The organism is Falsiroseomonas algicola (assembly GCF_011040385.1).
GTDB classification, from domain to species: domain Bacteria; phylum Pseudomonadota; class Alphaproteobacteria; order Acetobacterales; family Acetobacteraceae; genus Falsiroseomonas; species Falsiroseomonas algicola.
Genome location: NZ_JAAIKB010000017.1, coordinates 1 through 17,275, shown reverse-complemented (window position 1 = coordinate 17,275; position 17,275 = coordinate 1). Strand labels below are relative to the sequence as shown.

The window sequence follows — 17,275 nt, the reverse complement described above, 5'->3', positions numbered from 1 at the left end:
ACCAGCCCCCTGCGCGGGGCGTCAGCCCGGCCCGCCCGGTCGCAGATCCGTCTCCAGCCCCAGCAGCCTCGGCAGCTCCGCCATGCTGGTGAAGGTCTCGGCCCCCACGGCCTGCAGCGCGGCGGCCGGTGTCGGATGTGCGAAGCCCAGCACGCGGCAGCCGGCGGCGCGGCCGGCGCGGGCGCCCGTCACGCTGTCCTCCACCACCACGCAATCATGCGGATCGACCCCGCAGGCGGCGGCGGCGGCGCGATACATGTCGGGCGCCGGCTTGGGGTTCGGCACGTCGTTGTAGGTGAAGGATCGGCCGCGGAAGGTCTCCGCGAGTCCGAGCCCCGCCAGCTTGGTGTTGAGCTCGGGGCGCGACGAGTTGCTGGCCACCGCCACCGGGATGCCGGCGGCCACGATTTCCTCGAGTGCCGCCAGCACGCCCGGAACCGGCACGACTTCCGAATGCAGTTCCCGCAGCACGCGCCGCACCACGCCCTGGATGAAGTCGCCCGGCACCGAATCCGGGCCGAGCCGCGCCTGCACCCTTGGGATGATCGCTTCCCAGGACAGGCCCATGAAGTGCCGCTCGCACTCCTCGGGCGTCATCTCCCAGCCCAGCGCGCTGATCTCCTCGGCGATGATGCGGTTATGCATCGCCTCGGTATCGGCCAGCACGCCGTCGCAATCGAACAGCACGGCCGCGGGGCGCTTCATCATGCACGCTCCTTCGCGCGCTGCATGGCGGCGGCCAGCGTGGCGTGCGGGCAGTCCCCGTGCTGCTTCGGGCATTGCCGCGCGCCGGCGAAGGAACAAAGGCTGCGCCCGCTCCCACGGGCATGCCGCACCAGGTCGGCCAGCGCGCCGATGAAGGCGGGGTCGGAATTCTGCGCGGGCGCCCGGTAGTAGCCGGGCACGCCGAGCTTCTCGGCCTCCTCCCGGTATTCCACGTCCAGCTCCACCAGCGTCTCCGAATGCTCGGAGGTGAAGGCGATGGGCACGACCAGGACCGCGACCTTGTCGTGGCCCGCGCGCTCCAGCTCATCCTCCGTGGAGGGGCCGATCCATTTCTGCGGCGTGACGCGGGACTGGAAGCAGACGACGTGGTCGAGATCCGGCAGGCCGAGGCGTTCCACCACGCCGGCGACGGTCTGCTCCACCTGCCATTGGTAGGGGTCGCCCGCCTTCACGATGCTTTCGGGCAGCCCATGGGCGCTGAACAGCACGCGGAGCGGGATGGCGGGGTCGAGTTCCGCCCGCGCCTTGTCCCAGGCGCCGCGGACCAGCGCGGCGGTCGCCTCGGCGAAGCCGGGGTGGGAGTGGAAGCAGCAGAGCGTCGTGGTCGGCGCCTCGAGCTTCGCCCGCGCCGCCGCCCGCGCCCAGTCGATGGCGCTGCTGCCCGTGGTGGTGGTGGAGAACTGCGGATAGAGCGGCAGCAGCAGCACCTCGTCCGGCGCCCATTCCTTCACGGCGCGCGCCGTCTCGTCGCTCATCGGGTGCCAGTAGCGCATGGCGACGAAGCACTTCGCCTCCAGCCCGGCGTCCTGGTTCAGCTGCGCCTCGAGCGCCGCCGCCTGCTCCTCCGTCAGCTCCCGCAGCGGCGACTTGCCGCCGAGGATGGCGTAGTTCTCCGTCGCCGGCTTGGTGCGCCGCCAGGCGATGATGCGGCCCAGCCAGGGACGGATGAAGCCCGGCACCCGCAGGATGGCGGGGTCGGTGAAAAGGTTCACCAGGAAGGGGCGGATGCTTTCCGGCGCGTCCGGCCCGCCGAGATTGAACAGCACCACCGCCACGCGGCGACGGCCGCCGGTGGCGGTCGGGACGGGCGGGGAAGGGGTGGGGAGATCCATGATGCGCGGGACATGCCATGTCGCGGCCCCGGGTCAAGGCTCGGCTTCGCCGGCAGGCCCAGGAAAACGCGAAAGGGGGCGATTCCGGCCTGGAATCGCCCTCCCGCATCGATGCCGTCTATCGGATCGATCGATCAGCCGACGGCGCTGAGTGGTCCTTCCGCCCCCTGCGTCCGGAAGGCGGCCTGCAGCCGCGCCAGCTCCTCCGCCAGCGGGCGGTGCACCTCCCGGCGCCCATGGCGGGGCGTCAGCTCGAAGAGGCCGTTCGGGCAATAGCGGTCCTCGTCCCAGCCCATATGGGAGATGACGGGGTAGAGGCAGACACCATGCACGGGCAGCCCGGCCTGGCGCGCCGCCATCGTCTCCTCCGCCACGTAGCGGAGCCAGGGGGCGCGCGGCGCGCCCTCGATGCTCGTCTCCGCCACGAAGATGTCGCGCGGCGCGTAGCGGCGGGCGGTATCGGCCAGCAGGTCGCGGAAGGGGCGGAAGCGGGCGCTGTCGAAGACGCTGAGCGGCTCCGCATGATGCAGCCACTGGTTGTTCCAGTAGTAGTTCACGCCGACGACGTCGAGGATGTCCTCCGACCCGCCGAGCTCTGGCTCCTCCCGCCCCGCCAGCATGTCCCAGGCCTGCCATTGGCTGGCATTGTGGCGCGCCACTTCCTCGGCCTCGGCGGGTTCGCGGGGGACGATGTTGATGACGGGATCCACGGCGGCGAAGCGCGCCCCCGGCGTGGCATCGCGCACCGCGCGCGTGCCGGCGATGGCGGCGCGGGCCAGGTTGCGCTTCAGATCCATCCCGCGGCCCGTCTCATGAGGCGAACAGCGCGCCATGTCGCCGCCGGCAAAGGCGAGGAAGCTGATCTCGTTCACCGGGCAGACGAAGGGGGCTCGCCCTGTCTCCTCCCGGTGCAGCCGGGCGAAGGCGCTCGCGTAGCGGGCGAAGCGGTCGACGAAGGCCGGCGAGAAGACGTCGAGGTCATCGGGCCAGCCGTAGTGGCAGAGATCCCAGATGACCTGGGTGCCGGACTGCTCCGCGGCGCGCAGCAGGGGCAGCACGGCGGACCAGTCATACTGGCCGGGGGAGGTCTCGATCAGGTGCCAGCGCACCCCGTCCCGCGCCGCGCGGATGCCGTGCTCGCCGAGTTGCGCGTAATCCTCCCGCGCCAGCAGGTCGTGTCGCGTCGCGGCGATCATGTCGAGGCGGCGGCGGGACATGTTGCGGTGGGTCGAGCATTCGAAGCCGCCGAGGAAGAAGGACTTGAACAGGGGCTTGAGCGGGGGCTGGTGAGGGATCACGCGAAACTCCGTGGACTGGGAGGCGGACCTGGAAAGGCCTGAGGCGCTAACGCCTGGGGCCGGCTGGGTTCGTGCGAGCCGATCACGCAAGCGTGAGGCAGGGCTATTTCGCCGATTGTATGCAATGTTGTCCAGCGAATTCGCGTTGGCCGAGCAAAGCCGAGCGAAAAGAGTGTCGTGCCAGGGTGGGATGGCGCGGCAGGGGGCGCTGTCCGGATTGGCCGCGCTTCCCCAAGCGGCGACGCGCCCGAAGATCATGAAATCTCCGCAATAAAAGAGTACCAGAAAGAAAGTATCTTTTCTTTCTCCGATGTCGCCTTACCGTTCGGATGAGTTTCAACCATCGGGACGGGACGTCATGGCATCGAATCTTCCCCGGCGCGTGGGCTCCACCGCCGCTGATACCCTTATCGGCGGCACCGCTGCGCAGCAGTTCTTCGGGCTGGCTGGCGACGATTCGATCCAGGCCAGCGCATTCAGCGACCTCCTGTTCGGCGGCATCGGCAACGACCTTCTGCGCGGCGGCGTTGGCAATGACACGATCCGTGGCGAGGACGGGGAGGACCGCCTGTTCGGCGATGATGGCGACGATCGGCTGTTCGGCGGAGCAGGCAACGACATCTTTTCCGGCGGCGCCGGTGCCGATGCGATGTTCGGCGGCAGCGGCGCCGACTCCTGGAAGGCGGCGCCGGCAACGACCGTCTGGATGGCGAGGACGGCAATGATTTCATGGAGGGCGACGAAGGAGACGATACGATTTTCGGCGGCCTGAGAGCGGACAGCCTCAGCGGCGCTCAGGGCAACGACTATCTCCTCGGCGATACCGGCGTTGGCGCCACCGTCGGTGGGGCGGACGTCATCAACGGCTTCGATGGCGATGACAGGATCCATGCCGGCGCCGCGGCCGACACGGTCCTGGGCGGGACCGGCGCCGACAAGATCTATGGTGACGACGGCGACGACATCCTGGCAGGCGACCGCAACGTCTCGGAAACCATCGAGGGCGGCGACGATACGATCTTCGGCGGGAGCGGCGCGGACATCCTGTTCGGCGGCAACGGGGCGGACCAGCTCTGGGGTGGCGAAGGGGCCGACGTCTTCATCTATGGCCACGAACGGGAATCCGTGCGCGGCGCCGCGGACAGGATCCGCGACTTCCAGCGGGGCGTGGACAAGATCGACCTGATCGAGATCGTCGACGGCGCCGCCTTCCTGGGATCGGCAAGCTTTACCGTGACGGGTTATTCGCAGCTTCGCGTCGAGGGCGTGGCGGGTGTGCAGTATGTCCAGCTCGACATCGACGGCAACGGACTGAGCGACATGGAAATCGAGGTGAGTGGAAGCGGGCGCCTGAGCGCCGGCGACTTCCTCCTGAACTGAGCGCCATGCCGGCGGCGGCGCATCAGCCCTCCGCCGGCAGCCATACCCGGAAGGTGGACCCCACCCCTTCCTCGCTCTCGATCAGCAGCACGCCACGGTGGCGGTTGACGATGTGCTTGACGATGGCGAGGCCGAGTCCCGTGCCGCCGATGCTGCGGCCGCGGCCGCGATCGACGCGGTAGAAACGCTCCGTCAGCCGCGGGATGTGCTGGCGGGGGATGCCGGGACCTTCGTCCTGCACGGTCAGCACCACGCCGGGCCGGGCCGGCCAACGCGTGCCGGGCTCCGCGGGCGCGACCGACAGGCGGATGGTCCCGCCCTCACGGCCATAGCGGGCCGCGTTCTCCAGCAGGTTGCGCAGCACCTGGCCGATCTGCCCGGCATCGGCGGGCGCCGCCACCGTGCCTGGTGTCAGCGCCAGCGCCACCGTGGCGCCGCGGGGTGCCAGGATGGGGGCCATCGCCTCCGCCTCCGCCGCCGCCAGCGTTGCCAGGTCCACTCGGCCGGTCGGGGGCTGGTGTTCCGTCACCTCGATCCGCGACAGGCCGAGCAGGTCGTCGATCAGGCGCCGCATCCGCTCCGCCTGGTCCGCCATGATGCCGAGGAAGCGCGCCTGCGCCTCCGGATCGTCCTTCGCGGGCCCGCGCAGCGTGTCGATGAAGCCGATCACGCTGGCGAGCGGCGTGCGCAGCTCATGGCTGGCATTGGCCACGAAATCGACGCGCATCCGCTCCACCGCGCGGTCCCGCGTGCGGTCGGACAGCAGGAGCAGCAGCCGCCCGCCATCCGAGAGCGGCGGATCGAGCGGCACCGCATGCACCGTCAGTTCCCGCATCACCGGCACGGGCAGCGCGATGTCGGCGCGCTGCGGCAGCCCTGCGGCACGGGCGGAGGCGACGGCCTCCGCCAGGGCAGGGTGGCGGAGCAGGGCGGCGAGGTCGCCGCCAGGGGCGCCGCCTTGGCCGCTGCCGAACAGGGTCCGCGCCGCGCCATTGGCACGCAGCGCTGCGCCCGTCTCGTCCAGCACCACCAGCGGGTCGGGCAGGCGTTCGATGATGGCGGCATCGGCCTGGCGCAGCCGGGCCACCTGCTCCGCCTGGGAGGCGAGCGCCCGGGCCAGGCGCCGCGCCGTCTCCCCGATCTCGGCGATCGAGGGCAGCAGCAGCGGGCCTTCCAGCGCCGGCACCGGGCCGTGGTCATCCGCCGCCTGGCGCAGCGCCTCCGTCAGCCGGCGGAGGTTGCCGAGCCAGAGCCGCGCCACACCGAAGGCCGCAAGCCCCGTGACGCCGAGCGCGGCCAGGCCCGGCGCAGGCTCCAATGCGCCGAAGGCCATCAGGGTCGCCAGGGACAGCGAAGGCGCGCCGCCGATCAGTGCGGCGGCGGCCAGGACGCGACCCGTGGAGACCGGCACGGCCCGGATTCAGCTGCCGGGCTGGCCGGGCAGGGGGGCGGGCTCGACCTGGACCGGATCGGCGCCGCTGGAGACGGCGTAGAGGGCGAGGCCGCGCAGCGTCTGGCCCTCCGGCAGCAGGCGCACCGGACCATCGGCGCCGGCGAAGCCCTCCACCGCCGTCACCTGGGCCGGCGAGGCACCCTGGCGCAGGGCGCGGGTGGCGATGGCCGCGGCGTCATAGGCGGTGGCGGCGACGCGGGGCGGGGTTTCCCGGAAGGCGTCGCGGTAGCGGGCCTCGAACCGCGCGCGGGCGCGGCCATCGGGGCCGGCGAACCAGGCGCCGGCCAAGGCGGGCTCGGTCCGCACCACGCCATCCTGCAGCCAGAGCGAGGTGCCGAGCAGGCGGGGCGGGCTCTCCCCGGCTTCCGCCACCCAGGCGGCGGCGAAGCGGCGGGCGCGCTCGCCGGCCTCGCCGATCAGCACGGCTTCGGCCCGAGCCGCGGAGACGCGGGCGCCGGAGGCGGCCATGGCGGGTTCCGCATTGGCGGGATGCAGCGCGATGCTCGGCGCGGGCAGGCCGAGCTCGGCGACGGCACCGCGCAGCGCGGTGGCGAGCGCCCGGCCGAATTCACTGTCCGGCGCGCCGAGCGCGAAGCGCTGCGCCCCCTGCTGCGCGGCGGCCGCCACCACGCGGCGGACCTGCTGCTGCGGCGTGACGCCGAGCACCCAGGTCCCGTTGCCCGCGCGCTGCGCGTCGTTCGTGAAGGCGAGCACCGGCACGCCCGCGGCCTGGGCGGGGCCGGCGACGGCGGCGGCCTCCGCGCTCGTCAGCGGCCCGATGATGATGCGGGCGCCATCGGCGATGGCGGCGCGGGCGGCGGCGGCGGCGCCCTGCGGCGTGCCACCGGTATCCCGCGGCGCGATCTCCACGCCCTGGGGGGCCTCGTCGAACAGGGCCATGGTGCCGGCATTCAGCATGGCCTGGCCGAGCGGCGCCTGCGGGCCGGTCAGCGGCAGCAGCATGGCGGCGCGCTGCGGCCCGATGGGCGCAGCCTGCATGGGCGCGGTGCCGCCGATCGGCGGGGCGATGCCGACGAAGGAGGGACGCGGGGGTTGCGGCGCGCAGGCGGCCATGCCCAGAAGGGCGGCGATGGCGATCCCGCCGAACAGGCGGCGCGGCGCCGGCGTGGCTGCCGCGGGGCGGTCTTGCGGCTGGGGGACGGAACGACTTGGCAAGCGGTGACCCTCCAGAGCGGGCGACGAACCGGGAAGTCCCTGACGGGCTTTCCCTGGTGGCGACGCCGATCGGCAATCTCGGCGACCTCTCGCCCCGGGCTCTCGCGGTGCTCGGCGGGGCGGATGCCGTGCTCTGCGAGGACACCAGGGTAACAGGCCATCTGTTGCAGCGTTATGGCGTCTCCGCGACCTTGGTGCCACTGCATGACCACAACGAAGCGGAGATGATTCCGCGGATCCTGGACAGGATCGCGCGGGGTGAGAGGCTGGCCTTGGCCTCCGATGCCGGCACGCCGCTCGTCTCCGATCCCGGCTACCGGCTGGTGCGGGCGGCGATCGAGGCGGGCGTGGCCGTCACGGCGGTCCCGGGGCCCAACGCGGCGGTGGTGGCGCTGACGCTGTCCGGCCTGCCGCCACACCCATTCGTGTTCCTGGGCTTCCTTCCCGTGAAGGACGGACCCCGCGCCGCCGCCATCGCCCGGCACCGGGCGGCGGAGCGGGCCGGGCTGTCAGCCACCATCGTGCTGCACGAGGCCCCGCACCGGCTGGCGGAGACGCTGGCCGCGCTGGCGGAGGGGCTCGGCCCCGAGCGGCCCGCCGCCGTGGCCCGGGAGCTGACGAAGCGGTTCGAGGAGGTGCGCCGCGGCACCTTGGCCGAGCTGGCGGCCCACTACGCCGCGGCTGAGGCGCGGGGCGAGATCTGCCTCGTCATCGGCCCGGCGCCGGAGGAGACGACGGCGGCCGAGGACCTCGATACCCAGCTCCGTGCCGCCATGGCGGGGCAGAGCCTGCGGGACGCGGCGGCGATGGTGGCGGCGGCGACCGGGCTGCCGCGAAAGCAGGTCTATGCCCGGGCGCTCGAACTGTCCCGCGATGTGACATGATACCAACGGCCCTTTCGCGTGACCGCTCCAGGGCCCCCTCAGACGCCGGGCGGAAACCTCCGGTTTCCTTGGCTTCGCCGCATAAGCGGCGGCGCCCTTCGGGCGCTCGGACCGATCAAGTGACCGGTCCGCTGGTATAAAGCCGTATTAGGCTACAGCGGTTTTAGCCGATTATGCGCGTTTAGCACCGTTTTCGCGGGGTGCGCCGGCGCGCGGATGGGTCAATGATCGTTGGAACATACCAGCAACAAATCGCTCGACGCCAGCGGATTCGGCGGCCTCAGCCGGAATGCGGCGGATAGATCAGCAGGCTGCCCGGCGCCATCTGGTTCGCCAGCGTGGTCATGCAGGCGACGATCCGACGGTCCCGCCCCAGCACCAGCCCCGCCACCGGCACCCCCGCCGTGCCGGCCAGCGCCGCGACCAGGTCCTGGTTGGTGATCACCGCGCCGCAGCGATCGACCAGCGCCCGCATCCGCCCGGCACTCAATTGCCGCCGCCGCTCCACCGGGTCGGCGAGTTGCGGCAGCAGGACCGGGGAGTTGGGCAGCAGGGCCTGGGCGAAGGCGATGCTGCCGGCATAGTCGTCGCCCTCTCCCTCCGCCGCATCGGCCGGCAGGGGCAGGATGGGCCAATCCCGCATCGGTGCCAGCCAGGCCGAGAGTTCTGCCAGTCGGGCCCGCCAGGTGGCGCGCATCTCCGGCGCGCCGAGCAGCGACAGGCCGAGCAGCGGGCCCTGGGGCAGGCCCTCCAGCAGCGCGGGATCGGGGCGGACCAGGCGCTCCGCATAGAAATTCACCCGCTGCGGCGCCGCGACGCGCCAGACGAGCAGGGTATTGGCGGTGTGGTGGTCGCGCACCTCAATCACCGTCGCCTGGTCCAGCACCTCCACCCCCCGTGGCGGGTCGCGCCGGGCGGCGGAGCGTTCCAGCGTCAGGCCGCGGGCCTCCAGCGTGGCGCCGGCGGCGACGGCGCGGGCGGCGAGGGCAAGCGCCCGGTTGAGCGTCGGCCGATCCTCGAAGACGCCGGCCAGCACCACGCGGGTGATGCCCAGCGCCTGGACGTCCGGCTTGGGAGGGACGGGGGCGAAGGCGGGGGGGGTGCGCAACGCCGGGGTCGGGACCAGGACCTGGCGATCCGCGCCCAGCGCCTTCGGCAGGGGGAGCAGGATGGCGCGGGAGCGGAGTTCCCGGAACGGGCGCTCGGCGATCAGGAGCGTCTGGGTCATGGCGCCCCCCTGCACCGGGCGTTCATGCAAGGGGGCTCCGCCCCCCTGCACCCCCGGCCAAGGGGCAGCGGCCCCTTGGAACCCTTCAATTGACGATGGTCCAGGGGGGTCTCCCCCCTGGCGGATGGGGTCCGGGGAAGGCAGCGCCTTCCCCGATGCGCCAGCGCCATCATGTCGCGACCGGCTCCGGCGGCGGCGCCTCGTCCAGCCCCACGCAGCGCGACCCCGGTGGCAGGTCGTTCGCCAGCGTCACGAAGGTGCGGCGCAGGCTGTTGTCGATCAGCGGATGCAGGCCGATCACGCGCACCCCCGCGCCGATGGCGTGGATCGCGTTGTGCTTGCGATGCGTCACCAGCACGTCGCAGCGCGCGATCAGGCCCTTGAGGCGCCGGGGCGTCATCTCCGCCTGCCAGTGCGAGCGGTCCAGCAGCAGGGGGGCGGCGATCGGCGCATCGGGCAGGAAGGTCCGGATGAAGTCGGCGGCGCCGGTCAGGTCATCCTCCTCCACGCTGTCGATGTGGACGGTGCTGACGATGGGCACCACGGCATGGCCCGCGAATTCCGCCAGCACCGCCCGGACCCGCGCCGCGTCGACGCGCAGGCAGTCCCGGATGGTGGGGGAGGGGATGATGGAGAGGCCGAGCAGCTTCGGCCCGCCATCCCGGCGCGGGCCGAGCAGCGCATCGGCCAGGCTGGGATCGGGCGCGATGCCGGTTTCCGGGAAGAAGGTCAGGCGCGGTAGGCGCGCGAGCCCCGCCTCCGTCAGCCGCTCCGCCGAGAGCGGGTCGCGCACCGAGAGGCTGGCCAGGTTGGCGAAGACGTGGTGCGCCGTGGCGTCCAGCCAGTCGCGATCCTTCAGCAGCCAGGCGACGCCGAGGTTGTGCAGGTGGATTTCCGCCCCGGCCGCCATGGCGCGGGCCAGGTAGGGCATCCAGTAGCGGAAGGCGTCCACCACCCCGAACATGCCGCCGCCGAAGACGATGCGGGCCGGGTTCAGGGCCAGCATCTCCTCGCCCCCCGGGAAGCAGCCGGCGAGGTCGGGGACGCAGCGCATGGTCCAGGACGGGTTGACGGAGAAGGCATGCGCCTCCGTCGTCGGGAAGGCCTGCAGGGCCTCCATCAGGCAGAGTTCGTCGCCGAGGTTGCCGTAGCCATAGGCGCCGAGGAAGGCGGTGCGCATGCGGGTCAGCGGGCCGCAGCGGGGGGCGACCCGCCTTGCCCATCACGGGTCAAGAACCTCCCGGTCCAGGGTCCGGCTGGACCCTGGCGGGGGGGGCGGGGGGGCAGCGCCCCCCCGCAGGCCGGATGTGCGCTGCATCGCATGCTGCTAACGCAACAACACCGGCAGCATCGCGTCCAGCCTCAACAGCCCATCCGCCGTCGCGGCCAGTCGCCCATCGGGCCGCCAGGCCAGCAATCCTTCCTCCGCCAGCGCGTCCAGCGCGCGGCGATCGATGCACTCCTCGAAGGGCAGGGTGCTCCGCGCCTCGATCCGGGCGGGGTCGATGCCTTCATGCAGCCGGAGGCCCATCAGCAGCGCCTCCCGCGCGCGGTCGCGCGGCGACAGGCTTTCCTCCTCCACCACCGCGTGCCCGTCGCGCTGCACCCGGGCCAGCCATTCCTCCGGCGCGCGGTGCCGGCGCGCGGCGCGGAGGCTGCCATCCGCGAAGGAAAGGCGCTGATGCGCGCCGGCGCCGATGCCGAGGTAGTCGCCGTAGCGCCAATAGGCGAGGTTGTGGCGGCTCTCGGCGCCCGGCTTCGCGTAGTTGGAGATCTCATAGGCGCGCAGCCCGAAGGCGGCGGCTTCCTCGGCGGTGGCGGTATAGAGGCGCTCGGCCTCCTCGCCCTCCGGCAGGGTGAAGGCACCGCGGCCGAAGAGGGTGGCGAATTGCGTGCCGGGTTCGATGGTGAGCTGGTAGAGCGAGAGGTGGTCGGCGGCCAGCGCCAGGGCCTGGCGGAGCTCCGCGCGCCAGGCGGCTTCCTGCTGGCCGGGGCGGGCATAGATCAGGTCGAAGCTGAGGCGCGGGAAGGTTTCCCGGGCTGCCTCCAGCGCGGCGATGGCTTCGCGGATGTCGTGCTTGCGGCCGAGGAAGGCGAGCGCGGCGGGGTCCAGCGCCTGGACGCCGAGGGAGGCGCGGTTGACGCCGGCGGCGCGGAAATCCCGCAGCTTCGCGAGTTCGGCGCTGGTGGGGTTCGCTTCCAGCGTGATCTCGATGTCGGGCAGGGGATCGAAGAGGCGGGTGGCGTCCTCGATCAGGGCCGCGGCGGTGGCGGGCGCCATGAGGCTTGGGGTGCCGCCGCCGAAGAAGATGCTGGCGAGTGGCCGACGGCCGGCGCGATCGGCCTCCCGCTGCAATTCCTGGCGGAGTGCGGCGGCGAAGGCGGCCTGGTCGATGCGGTCCCGCACATGGCTGTTGAAGTCGCAATACGGGCACTTGGCGGCGCAGAAGGGCCAGTGGATGTAGAGGGCGAGGGGTTCGCGCATCGGGTTCCGGGGATCGGGCAGGCGCGTATATGGCTGGCCTGGGCCGGCGTGACGAGGGAGCGTGGTGGCGATGTCGGGCGGTTCGGTCGAAAGGGTGAGGGCGGCGCTGGCGGCGGCGGGGCATGCGGACACGATCCAGGCCTTCCCGGAGGGCACGCGGAGTGCCGCGGATGCGGCCGCCGCGGTCGGCTGCGATGTCGCGCAGATCGCGAAATCCATCATCTTCCGCGCCGGCGGCCAGGCCGTGCTGGTCATCACCTCCGGCGCCAACCGCGTGGACATGGCAAAGGTCGCGGCCGCGACGACGTTTCACGTGAAACGTGCCGATGGGGGCTGGGTGCGGGACGTGACCGGCTTCGCCATCGGCGGCGTCGCGCCCATCGCGCATCTGACGCCGCCGGTGGTGCTGGTGGATGAGGACCTGTTCGCGCTGGGCCGCATCTGGGCGGCGGCGGGATCGCCCATGCATGTCTTCGAGACGACGGCGGAGGACTTGCTGCGCATGAGCGGCGGGCGCCGGGCCGATGTGAAGGAGGTGGTCTGATGCTTCCCGTGACGGCGTTCTATGCGGGGCTGCTGGGCTTCGGCTTCCTGTATCTCTCGCTGCGCGTGATCAAGCAGCGCCATGCCTATCGCCTGGCGCTGGGGACGCAGCATCGTCTGGTGGAACGCGCGGTGCGGGCGCATGGCAATTTCGCGGAATATGTGCCGCTGGCGCTGGTGATGATGGCGCTGGCGGAGGTGAACCGGCTGCCGGATTGGGGGCTGCATGTGCTGGGCGTGGTGCTGCTGGCGGGCCGCGCGGCGCATGCCTACGGCATCTCCCGCGAGCCGGAGGAGATGAAGTGGCGGTCCATCGGCATGGGGCTCACCTTCGCCATGCTGGGCGTGGCGAGCGCGGCGCTGATCGGGCTGGCGGCGGCGGGGCTGTGAGGGTGGTTCCGGTCAGCGCCGCACGATCAGCGCATCGACCGCGGTGATGGTCCTGCCCGTGCAGATCAGGGGATTCACGTCGATCTCCTCGACCTGATCCGTGTGGTCGGCGACGAAGCGGGAGAAATCGGCGAGGATTTTCGCGAGTGCCGGCACATCGACGGGCGGGGCGCCGCGGAAGCCGTGCAGCAGCGCGGCGCCCTTCAGGCGGCGCAGCGCCCCCTCCGCCGCGGCCGGCGTGAAGGGGGCGGGGAGGAGCGCGGTGTCGCGCAGCAACTCCGCCATCACGCCGCCGAAGCCGAAGGCGACCAGCGGGCCGAAGGCCGGGTCGATCCGCGCGCCCATCAGCAACTCCAGCCCGCGCGGCACCATGGGCTGCACCAGCACGCCGGCGATGCGGTCCGCCTTGGTGGCGGCCAGGGCGCGTTGCATGACGGCGTCGAAGGCGGCTTCGACCGAAGCGGCATCGGCGAGGTTGAGGCGGATGACGCCGGCTTCCGTCTTGTGCGGGATGTCGGCGCTCTCGGCCTTCAGCGCCACGGGGAAGCCGAGCGCCGTGGCGGCGGCAGCGGCCTCCGCGGCGGTCCGCGCCAGGCGTTCGGGCACCACGGGGATGCCGTAGGGGGCGAGGAGGGCCTTGGCCGCGCGCTCCGCCAGCACGCGGTCGGGCGTGGCGCGCAGCGCGGTGGCGGTGGCGTGGCGGATCGCGGGCGGGGTGGGCGCAATGCCGGTGCGCTCCGCCAGCGCCGCCTCGCGCTTCAGCCAGGCGGCGATGGCGGCGAAGAGGCGCGGCAGGGTGCGGAAGGTGGCGATGCCGGGCTCGGCCTCCAGCCGCAGCACGCCCTCGCCCTCCAGCCATTCGCTGGCCCAGTAGCAGGCGATGGGCTTGCCGTGGCGGGCGGCGAGGCGCTTCCACGACTCGAAGCGCGTGGCGCCGAAAGGATCGGCATAGGGATAGACGACCATCAGGGCGGCATAGGCGGGGTCGGCCAGGAAGGCGCCGGCCGAAGCCTCGAAGGCGGTGTCGTCGTTCAGCGCCATGGCGGTGACGTCGCAGGGATTCCGCGCCGCGCCGAATTCGGGGACATGGGCGCGGAGCGTTTCCGCCGTGGCGCCTTCGGGCTGGGGAAGGGGGACGCCCTCCGCCGCCGCCGCATCTGCCGCCGCGACGCCGAAGCCGCCGGAGGCGAGGACGACGCCGATGCCGTGCCCGCGCGGCCGGCCCGCCTTGGCCAGGAAGCGGGCCGTCTCCATGACGGCGTCGAGGCTGTCCACCATCACCGCGCCCTCGGCTTCCAGGATGGCGCGATAGGCGGCGTGGTTGCCGGCCAGCGCCCCGGTGTGGGAGAGCGCGGCCTCCGCCCCCGCCTCGCTCGCGGCCATCTTGTGGATCACCAGCGGCTTGCCCGCGCGGGCTGCGAGGGCGGCGGCCTCGGCCAGCTGGCGGGGATGCTCGACGCCTTCGAAGACGGCGGCGATGGCGCGGCAGGTCTCGTCTTCCGCGAGGTAGGCGATGAGGTCGGCGATGCCGACATCGCAGGCATTGCCGACGGGGATCGCGTGGCTGACGGCGACGCCGCGTTCCATCGCCTGGGCGAGCGCCATGCTGACGGAGCCGGATTGCGTGACGATGCCGATGGCGGCCGCGTCCATCGCGCGGGGCTCCGGCATGCGACCGAACATCATCCGCGCGCCGATGGCGTAGTTGGTGGCGCCGAGGCAGTTGGGGCCGAGCAGGCGCGTGCCGGTGCCCTCCACCATGGCGGCAAGGCGCGCCTGCAGCGCGATGAGCTCGGGCTTGCGCGTCTCCGCATAGCCGGAGGCGTAGAGGATCACGCCGCCGATGCCGGCCTCGATGCAATCGGCGAGGGTGGCCTCCGCCTGGTCACGGCCGAGCGCCACGATGACGCAATCCGGCACGGCGGGGAGCGCGGCGAGGGAGGGGGCGCAGGGGACGCCCTCGATCGTGTCGTAGCGGGGATTCACGGGGTGGATGGCGCCGGTGAATCCGCGGAGGTTGCGGAGCGTGCGCAGGCCGAAGGAGCCCTCCCGCGGCGAGGCGCCGATGATGGCGAGGGAGGCGGGGTGCAGCAGGCGGCGGAGGGCGGCGTGGGGGTAGGGGGCGCGCATGCGCCATTCTCGGGCCAGACCGTCGCGGCGGGAAGCCGCGCGGGGTTGTGTGTGGCGGGAAGCCTGGTGGGGTTGTGAAGGGGGGCGCGGGGGACGATGTGGCGGGGATGAGCACGACCCCCGCCTTTGCCTTCGACAACAGCTATGCCCGGCTGCCGGCGCGCTTCCATGCGCGGCTCGACCCGACGCCGGTGGCGGGCCCGCGCCTCATCAAGGTGAACCGCGCGCTGGCGCGGGAGATGGGGCTGGACCCGGCCGCGCTGGAATCGGCGGCGGGCGTCGCGGTGCTGGCGGGCAATGCGGTGCCGGAGGGGGCGGCGCCGCTGGCCGCGGCCTATGCAGGGCACCAGTTCGGGCATTTCGTGCCTGCCCTCGGCGACGGCCGCGCGATCCTGTTGGGGGAGGTGGTGGGGCCGGATGGCCGCCGCCGCGACATCCAGCTGAAGGGGTCGGGGCCCACGCCCTTCTCCCGCCGCGGCGACGGGCGGGCGGCGCTCGGGCCGGTGCTGCGCGAATACCTGGTGAGCGAGGCGATGCATGCGCTCGGCATTCCGACCACGCGCGCGCTGGCGGCGGTGACGACGGGCGAGGAGGTGTTCCGGGAGACGGCGCTGCCGGGCGCGATCGTGGCGCGCGTGGCGTCCAGCCATATCCGCGTCGGCACCTTCCAGTATTTCGCCGCGCGTGGCGACATCGAGGGCATTCGTATCCTCGCCGACCATGCGATCGCGCGGCATTATCCCGAGGCAGCAACTGCAGAAAATCCGTATCGCGCCTTCCTGGAAGGCGTGGTGGCGCGGCAGGCGGCGCTGGTCGCGCAATGGCTGCTGGTCGGCTTCATCCATGGCGTGATGAACACGGACAACATGAGCGTTGCCGGGGAGACGATCGACTACGGCCCCTGCGCCTTCATGGATGCCTATGACCCCGGCGCGGTGTTCAGCTCCATCGATCACGGCGCGCGCTATGCCTATGGCAACCAGCCGCGCATCGCGCAGTGGAACCTGACGCGGCTGGCGGAGACGCTGCTGCCGCTGCTGGCGCCGGAGGAGGAGCCGGCGCTGGAGGTGGCGAAGCAGGCGCTGACGGGGTTCGGGCCGGCCTTCCAGCAGGCCTATATCGGAGGCCTGGCGCGGAAGATCGGCCTGGCCGCCGTGCAGGATGGCGACGCCGATCTGGCGCAGGATTTCCTGACGCTGCTGGCGGAGGCGGGGGCGGACTTCACGCTGGCCTTTCGCGCGCTGGGGGATGACGACGCGCTGCGCGTGCTCTTCGCCGATCCCGCGCCGCTCGACGCCTGGCTGGCACGCTGGCGGGCGCGGCTGGAAGCGGATCCGCAATCGCCGGCGCAGCGCCAGGCGATGATGCGGGGCGCCAACCCTGCCTTCATCCCGCGCAACCACCAGGTGGAGGCGGTGATCGCCGCCGCCGTGTCGCGCCAGGATTTCGGGCCGTTCGAGGAACTGCTTGCCGTGCTGGCAACGCCCTATGAGGACCAGCCCGGGGCGGAGCGGTTCCAGCTGCCACCGAAGGCGGAGGAGCGCGTCCTCGCGACCTTCTGCGGCACCTAGGGGCCGATCCGTCCGGTTGGACGGATCGGCCCTGAGGGCCTGCGCTACACGAACAGCGCGTTGTACTGGCCGGTGGTCATCGCGCCGATCTGCGTGGTGGTGAAGCCGGCCACCTGGGCGCCGGTCAGCGCCGCGATGTCCGTCGTCTCAAGCCCCGCGATCTGCGTCGTGGTCAGCGCACCGAGCTGCGTTGTGGTGAAGCCCAGCATCTGCGTCGTCGTCAGCGCGGTGATGGCCGTGCTGGTCAGCGCCGTGACCTGCGTCGTCGTCAGGCCGCGTATCTGCGTGGTGCCGAAGCCCACCACCTGGGTGGTCGCCAGCGCGCCGAGACTGGTGGTCGTGAGCCCCGTGACCTGAGCGGAAGTGAGGGCCCCGAGCTGCGTCGTGGTCAGCGCGCCGACCTGCGTGGTGGTGAGGGCGGCGAGATCCGTGGTCTCCAGCCCTCGTACCTGCGTCGTCCCGAGCGCGCCGATCTGGGTTGTGTTGAGCGCACCGATCTGCGTGGTGGTGAGCGAGGCCACCTGGCCCGTGGTGAGACCGCGGAGCTGGGTGGAGCCGAGGCCAGCGACCTGCGTGGTGGTCAGCGCCGCGACCTGGGTGGTGGTGAGGCCGGCGACCTGGGTGGAGGTGAGGCCCGAGAGCTGAGTGGTGGTGACGGCGCCGAGCTGGGTGGTGGTCAGGGCGGCAAGCTGGGTGGAGCCGAGGCCGCGGAACTGCGTGGTGGTGAGGACGCCGAGATCCGTGGTCTCAAGCGCGGCGGCCTGGGTGGAGGTCAGCGCGCCGAGCTGGGCGGAGGTGAGGCCGCTGAACTGGGTGGTGGTGAGGGCGGCGAGGTCGGTGGTCTCCATGCCGCGGATCTGGGCGGTGGAGAGGGCGCCGACTTGGGTCGTGGTGAGTGC

General features: G+C 72.3%; 16 protein-coding genes. 6 read left to right on the top strand and 10 right to left on the bottom strand.

Features of this window, described 5'->3' with window-relative positions; translation table 11 throughout:
* Positions 1-21: 21 nt before the first annotated feature.
* From G3576_RS26700 to G3576_RS26690, 3 genes are all read right to left on the bottom strand, one after another.
* Complete coding sequence (locus G3576_RS26700; RefSeq protein WP_235952475.1) at positions 22-708, bottom strand: HAD family hydrolase; 687 nt, start codon at positions 706-708, stop codon at positions 22-24.
* Positions 705-1,838, bottom strand: a complete 1,134-nt coding sequence (gene hemH / locus G3576_RS26695; protein WP_164697544.1) for a ferrochelatase — start codon at positions 1,836-1,838, stop codon at positions 705-707. The genes G3576_RS26700 and hemH overlap by 4 nt, the downstream gene beginning before the upstream one ends.
* Before the next feature lie 134 nt (positions 1,839-1,972).
* Positions 1,973-3,136 (bottom strand): glycoside hydrolase family 1 protein, encoded by a 1,164-nt coding sequence (locus tag G3576_RS26690; protein ID WP_207623054.1) that lies wholly within the window; start codon positions 3,134-3,136, stop codon positions 1,973-1,975.
* Positions 3,137-3,494: 358 nt separating this feature from the next.
* Between G3576_RS26690 and G3576_RS26685 the strand changes: the two genes are divergently transcribed.
* Positions 3,495-3,908: a calcium-binding protein gene (locus G3576_RS26685; protein ID WP_235952474.1), complete on the top strand. Its 414-nt coding sequence runs from the start codon at positions 3,495-3,497 to the stop codon at positions 3,906-3,908.
* Entirely contained in the window at positions 3,812-4,516 is a 705-nt protein-coding gene (locus G3576_RS26680; protein ID WP_407926138.1) for a M10 family metallopeptidase C-terminal domain-containing protein, read from the top strand. The genes G3576_RS26685 and G3576_RS26680 overlap by 97 nt, the downstream gene beginning before the upstream one ends.
* A gap of 22 nt (positions 4,517-4,538) precedes the next feature.
* Here the strand turns inward: G3576_RS26680 and G3576_RS26675 are convergent, their stop codons facing one another.
* On the bottom strand, positions 4,539-5,927 hold the full coding sequence (locus tag G3576_RS26675) for an ATP-binding protein (RefSeq protein ID WP_328729895.1): 1,389 nt from the start codon (positions 5,925-5,927) through the stop codon (positions 4,539-4,541).
* Between the two features lie 9 nt (positions 5,928-5,936).
* On the bottom strand, positions 5,937-7,145 hold the full coding sequence (locus G3576_RS26670; protein WP_164697541.1) for a penicillin-binding protein activator: 1,209 nt from the start codon (positions 7,143-7,145) through the stop codon (positions 5,937-5,939).
* Here G3576_RS26670 and rsmI point away from each other — a divergent pair.
* The gene (gene rsmI, locus G3576_RS26665; RefSeq protein WP_164697540.1) at positions 7,139-8,029 is read left to right on the top strand and encodes a 16S rRNA (cytidine(1402)-2'-O)-methyltransferase; all 891 of its coding nucleotides are present in this window, start codon (positions 7,139-7,141) and stop codon (positions 8,027-8,029) included. The two genes, G3576_RS26670 and rsmI, sit on opposite strands and share 7 nt — an antisense overlap.
* A 280-nt stretch (positions 8,030-8,309) precedes the next feature.
* Here rsmI and G3576_RS26660 read toward each other — a convergent pair whose 3' ends face one another.
* The 3 genes from G3576_RS26660 to hemW form a co-directional block, all read right to left on the bottom strand.
* A complete protein-coding gene (locus G3576_RS26660) occupies positions 8,310-9,257 on the bottom strand; it encodes a hypothetical protein (RefSeq protein ID WP_164697539.1) in 948 nt (315 codons plus the stop codon).
* Between the two features lie 169 nt (positions 9,258-9,426).
* Positions 9,427-10,437, bottom strand: a complete 1,011-nt coding sequence (locus G3576_RS26655; protein WP_164697538.1) for a polysaccharide pyruvyl transferase family protein — start codon at positions 10,435-10,437, stop codon at positions 9,427-9,429.
* 147 nt (positions 10,438-10,584) lie between these two features.
* Complete coding sequence (hemW, locus tag G3576_RS26650) at positions 10,585-11,742, bottom strand: radical SAM family heme chaperone HemW (protein WP_164697537.1); 1,158 nt, start codon at positions 11,740-11,742, stop codon at positions 10,585-10,587.
* Positions 11,743-11,812: 70 nt separating this feature from the next.
* Between hemW and G3576_RS26645 the strand changes: the two genes are divergently transcribed.
* Entirely contained in the window at positions 11,813-12,286 is a 474-nt protein-coding gene (locus G3576_RS26645; protein WP_164697536.1) for a YbaK/EbsC family protein, read from the top strand.
* Positions 12,286-12,675, top strand: a complete 390-nt coding sequence (locus G3576_RS26640; RefSeq protein ID WP_164697535.1) for an MAPEG family protein — start codon at positions 12,286-12,288, stop codon at positions 12,673-12,675. Before G3576_RS26645 ends, G3576_RS26640 begins: the two co-directional genes overlap by 1 nt.
* A 12-nt stretch (positions 12,676-12,687) precedes the next feature.
* Here the strand turns inward: G3576_RS26640 and G3576_RS26635 are convergent, their stop codons facing one another.
* Positions 12,688-14,805, bottom strand: coding sequence for an acetate--CoA ligase family protein (locus G3576_RS26635; RefSeq protein WP_164697534.1), 2,118 nt, complete (start codon positions 14,803-14,805; stop codon positions 12,688-12,690).
* 107 nt (positions 14,806-14,912) lie between these two features.
* Between G3576_RS26635 and G3576_RS26630 the strand changes: the two genes are divergently transcribed.
* Complete coding sequence (locus G3576_RS26630) at positions 14,913-16,376, top strand: protein adenylyltransferase SelO (protein ID WP_164697533.1); 1,464 nt, start codon at positions 14,913-14,915, stop codon at positions 16,374-16,376.
* 44 nt (positions 16,377-16,420) lie between these two features.
* Here G3576_RS26630 and G3576_RS26625 read toward each other — a convergent pair.
* A partial coding sequence (locus G3576_RS26625) for a hypothetical protein (protein ID WP_456237356.1) occupies positions 16,421-17,275 on the bottom strand: 855 nt, incomplete at its 5' end.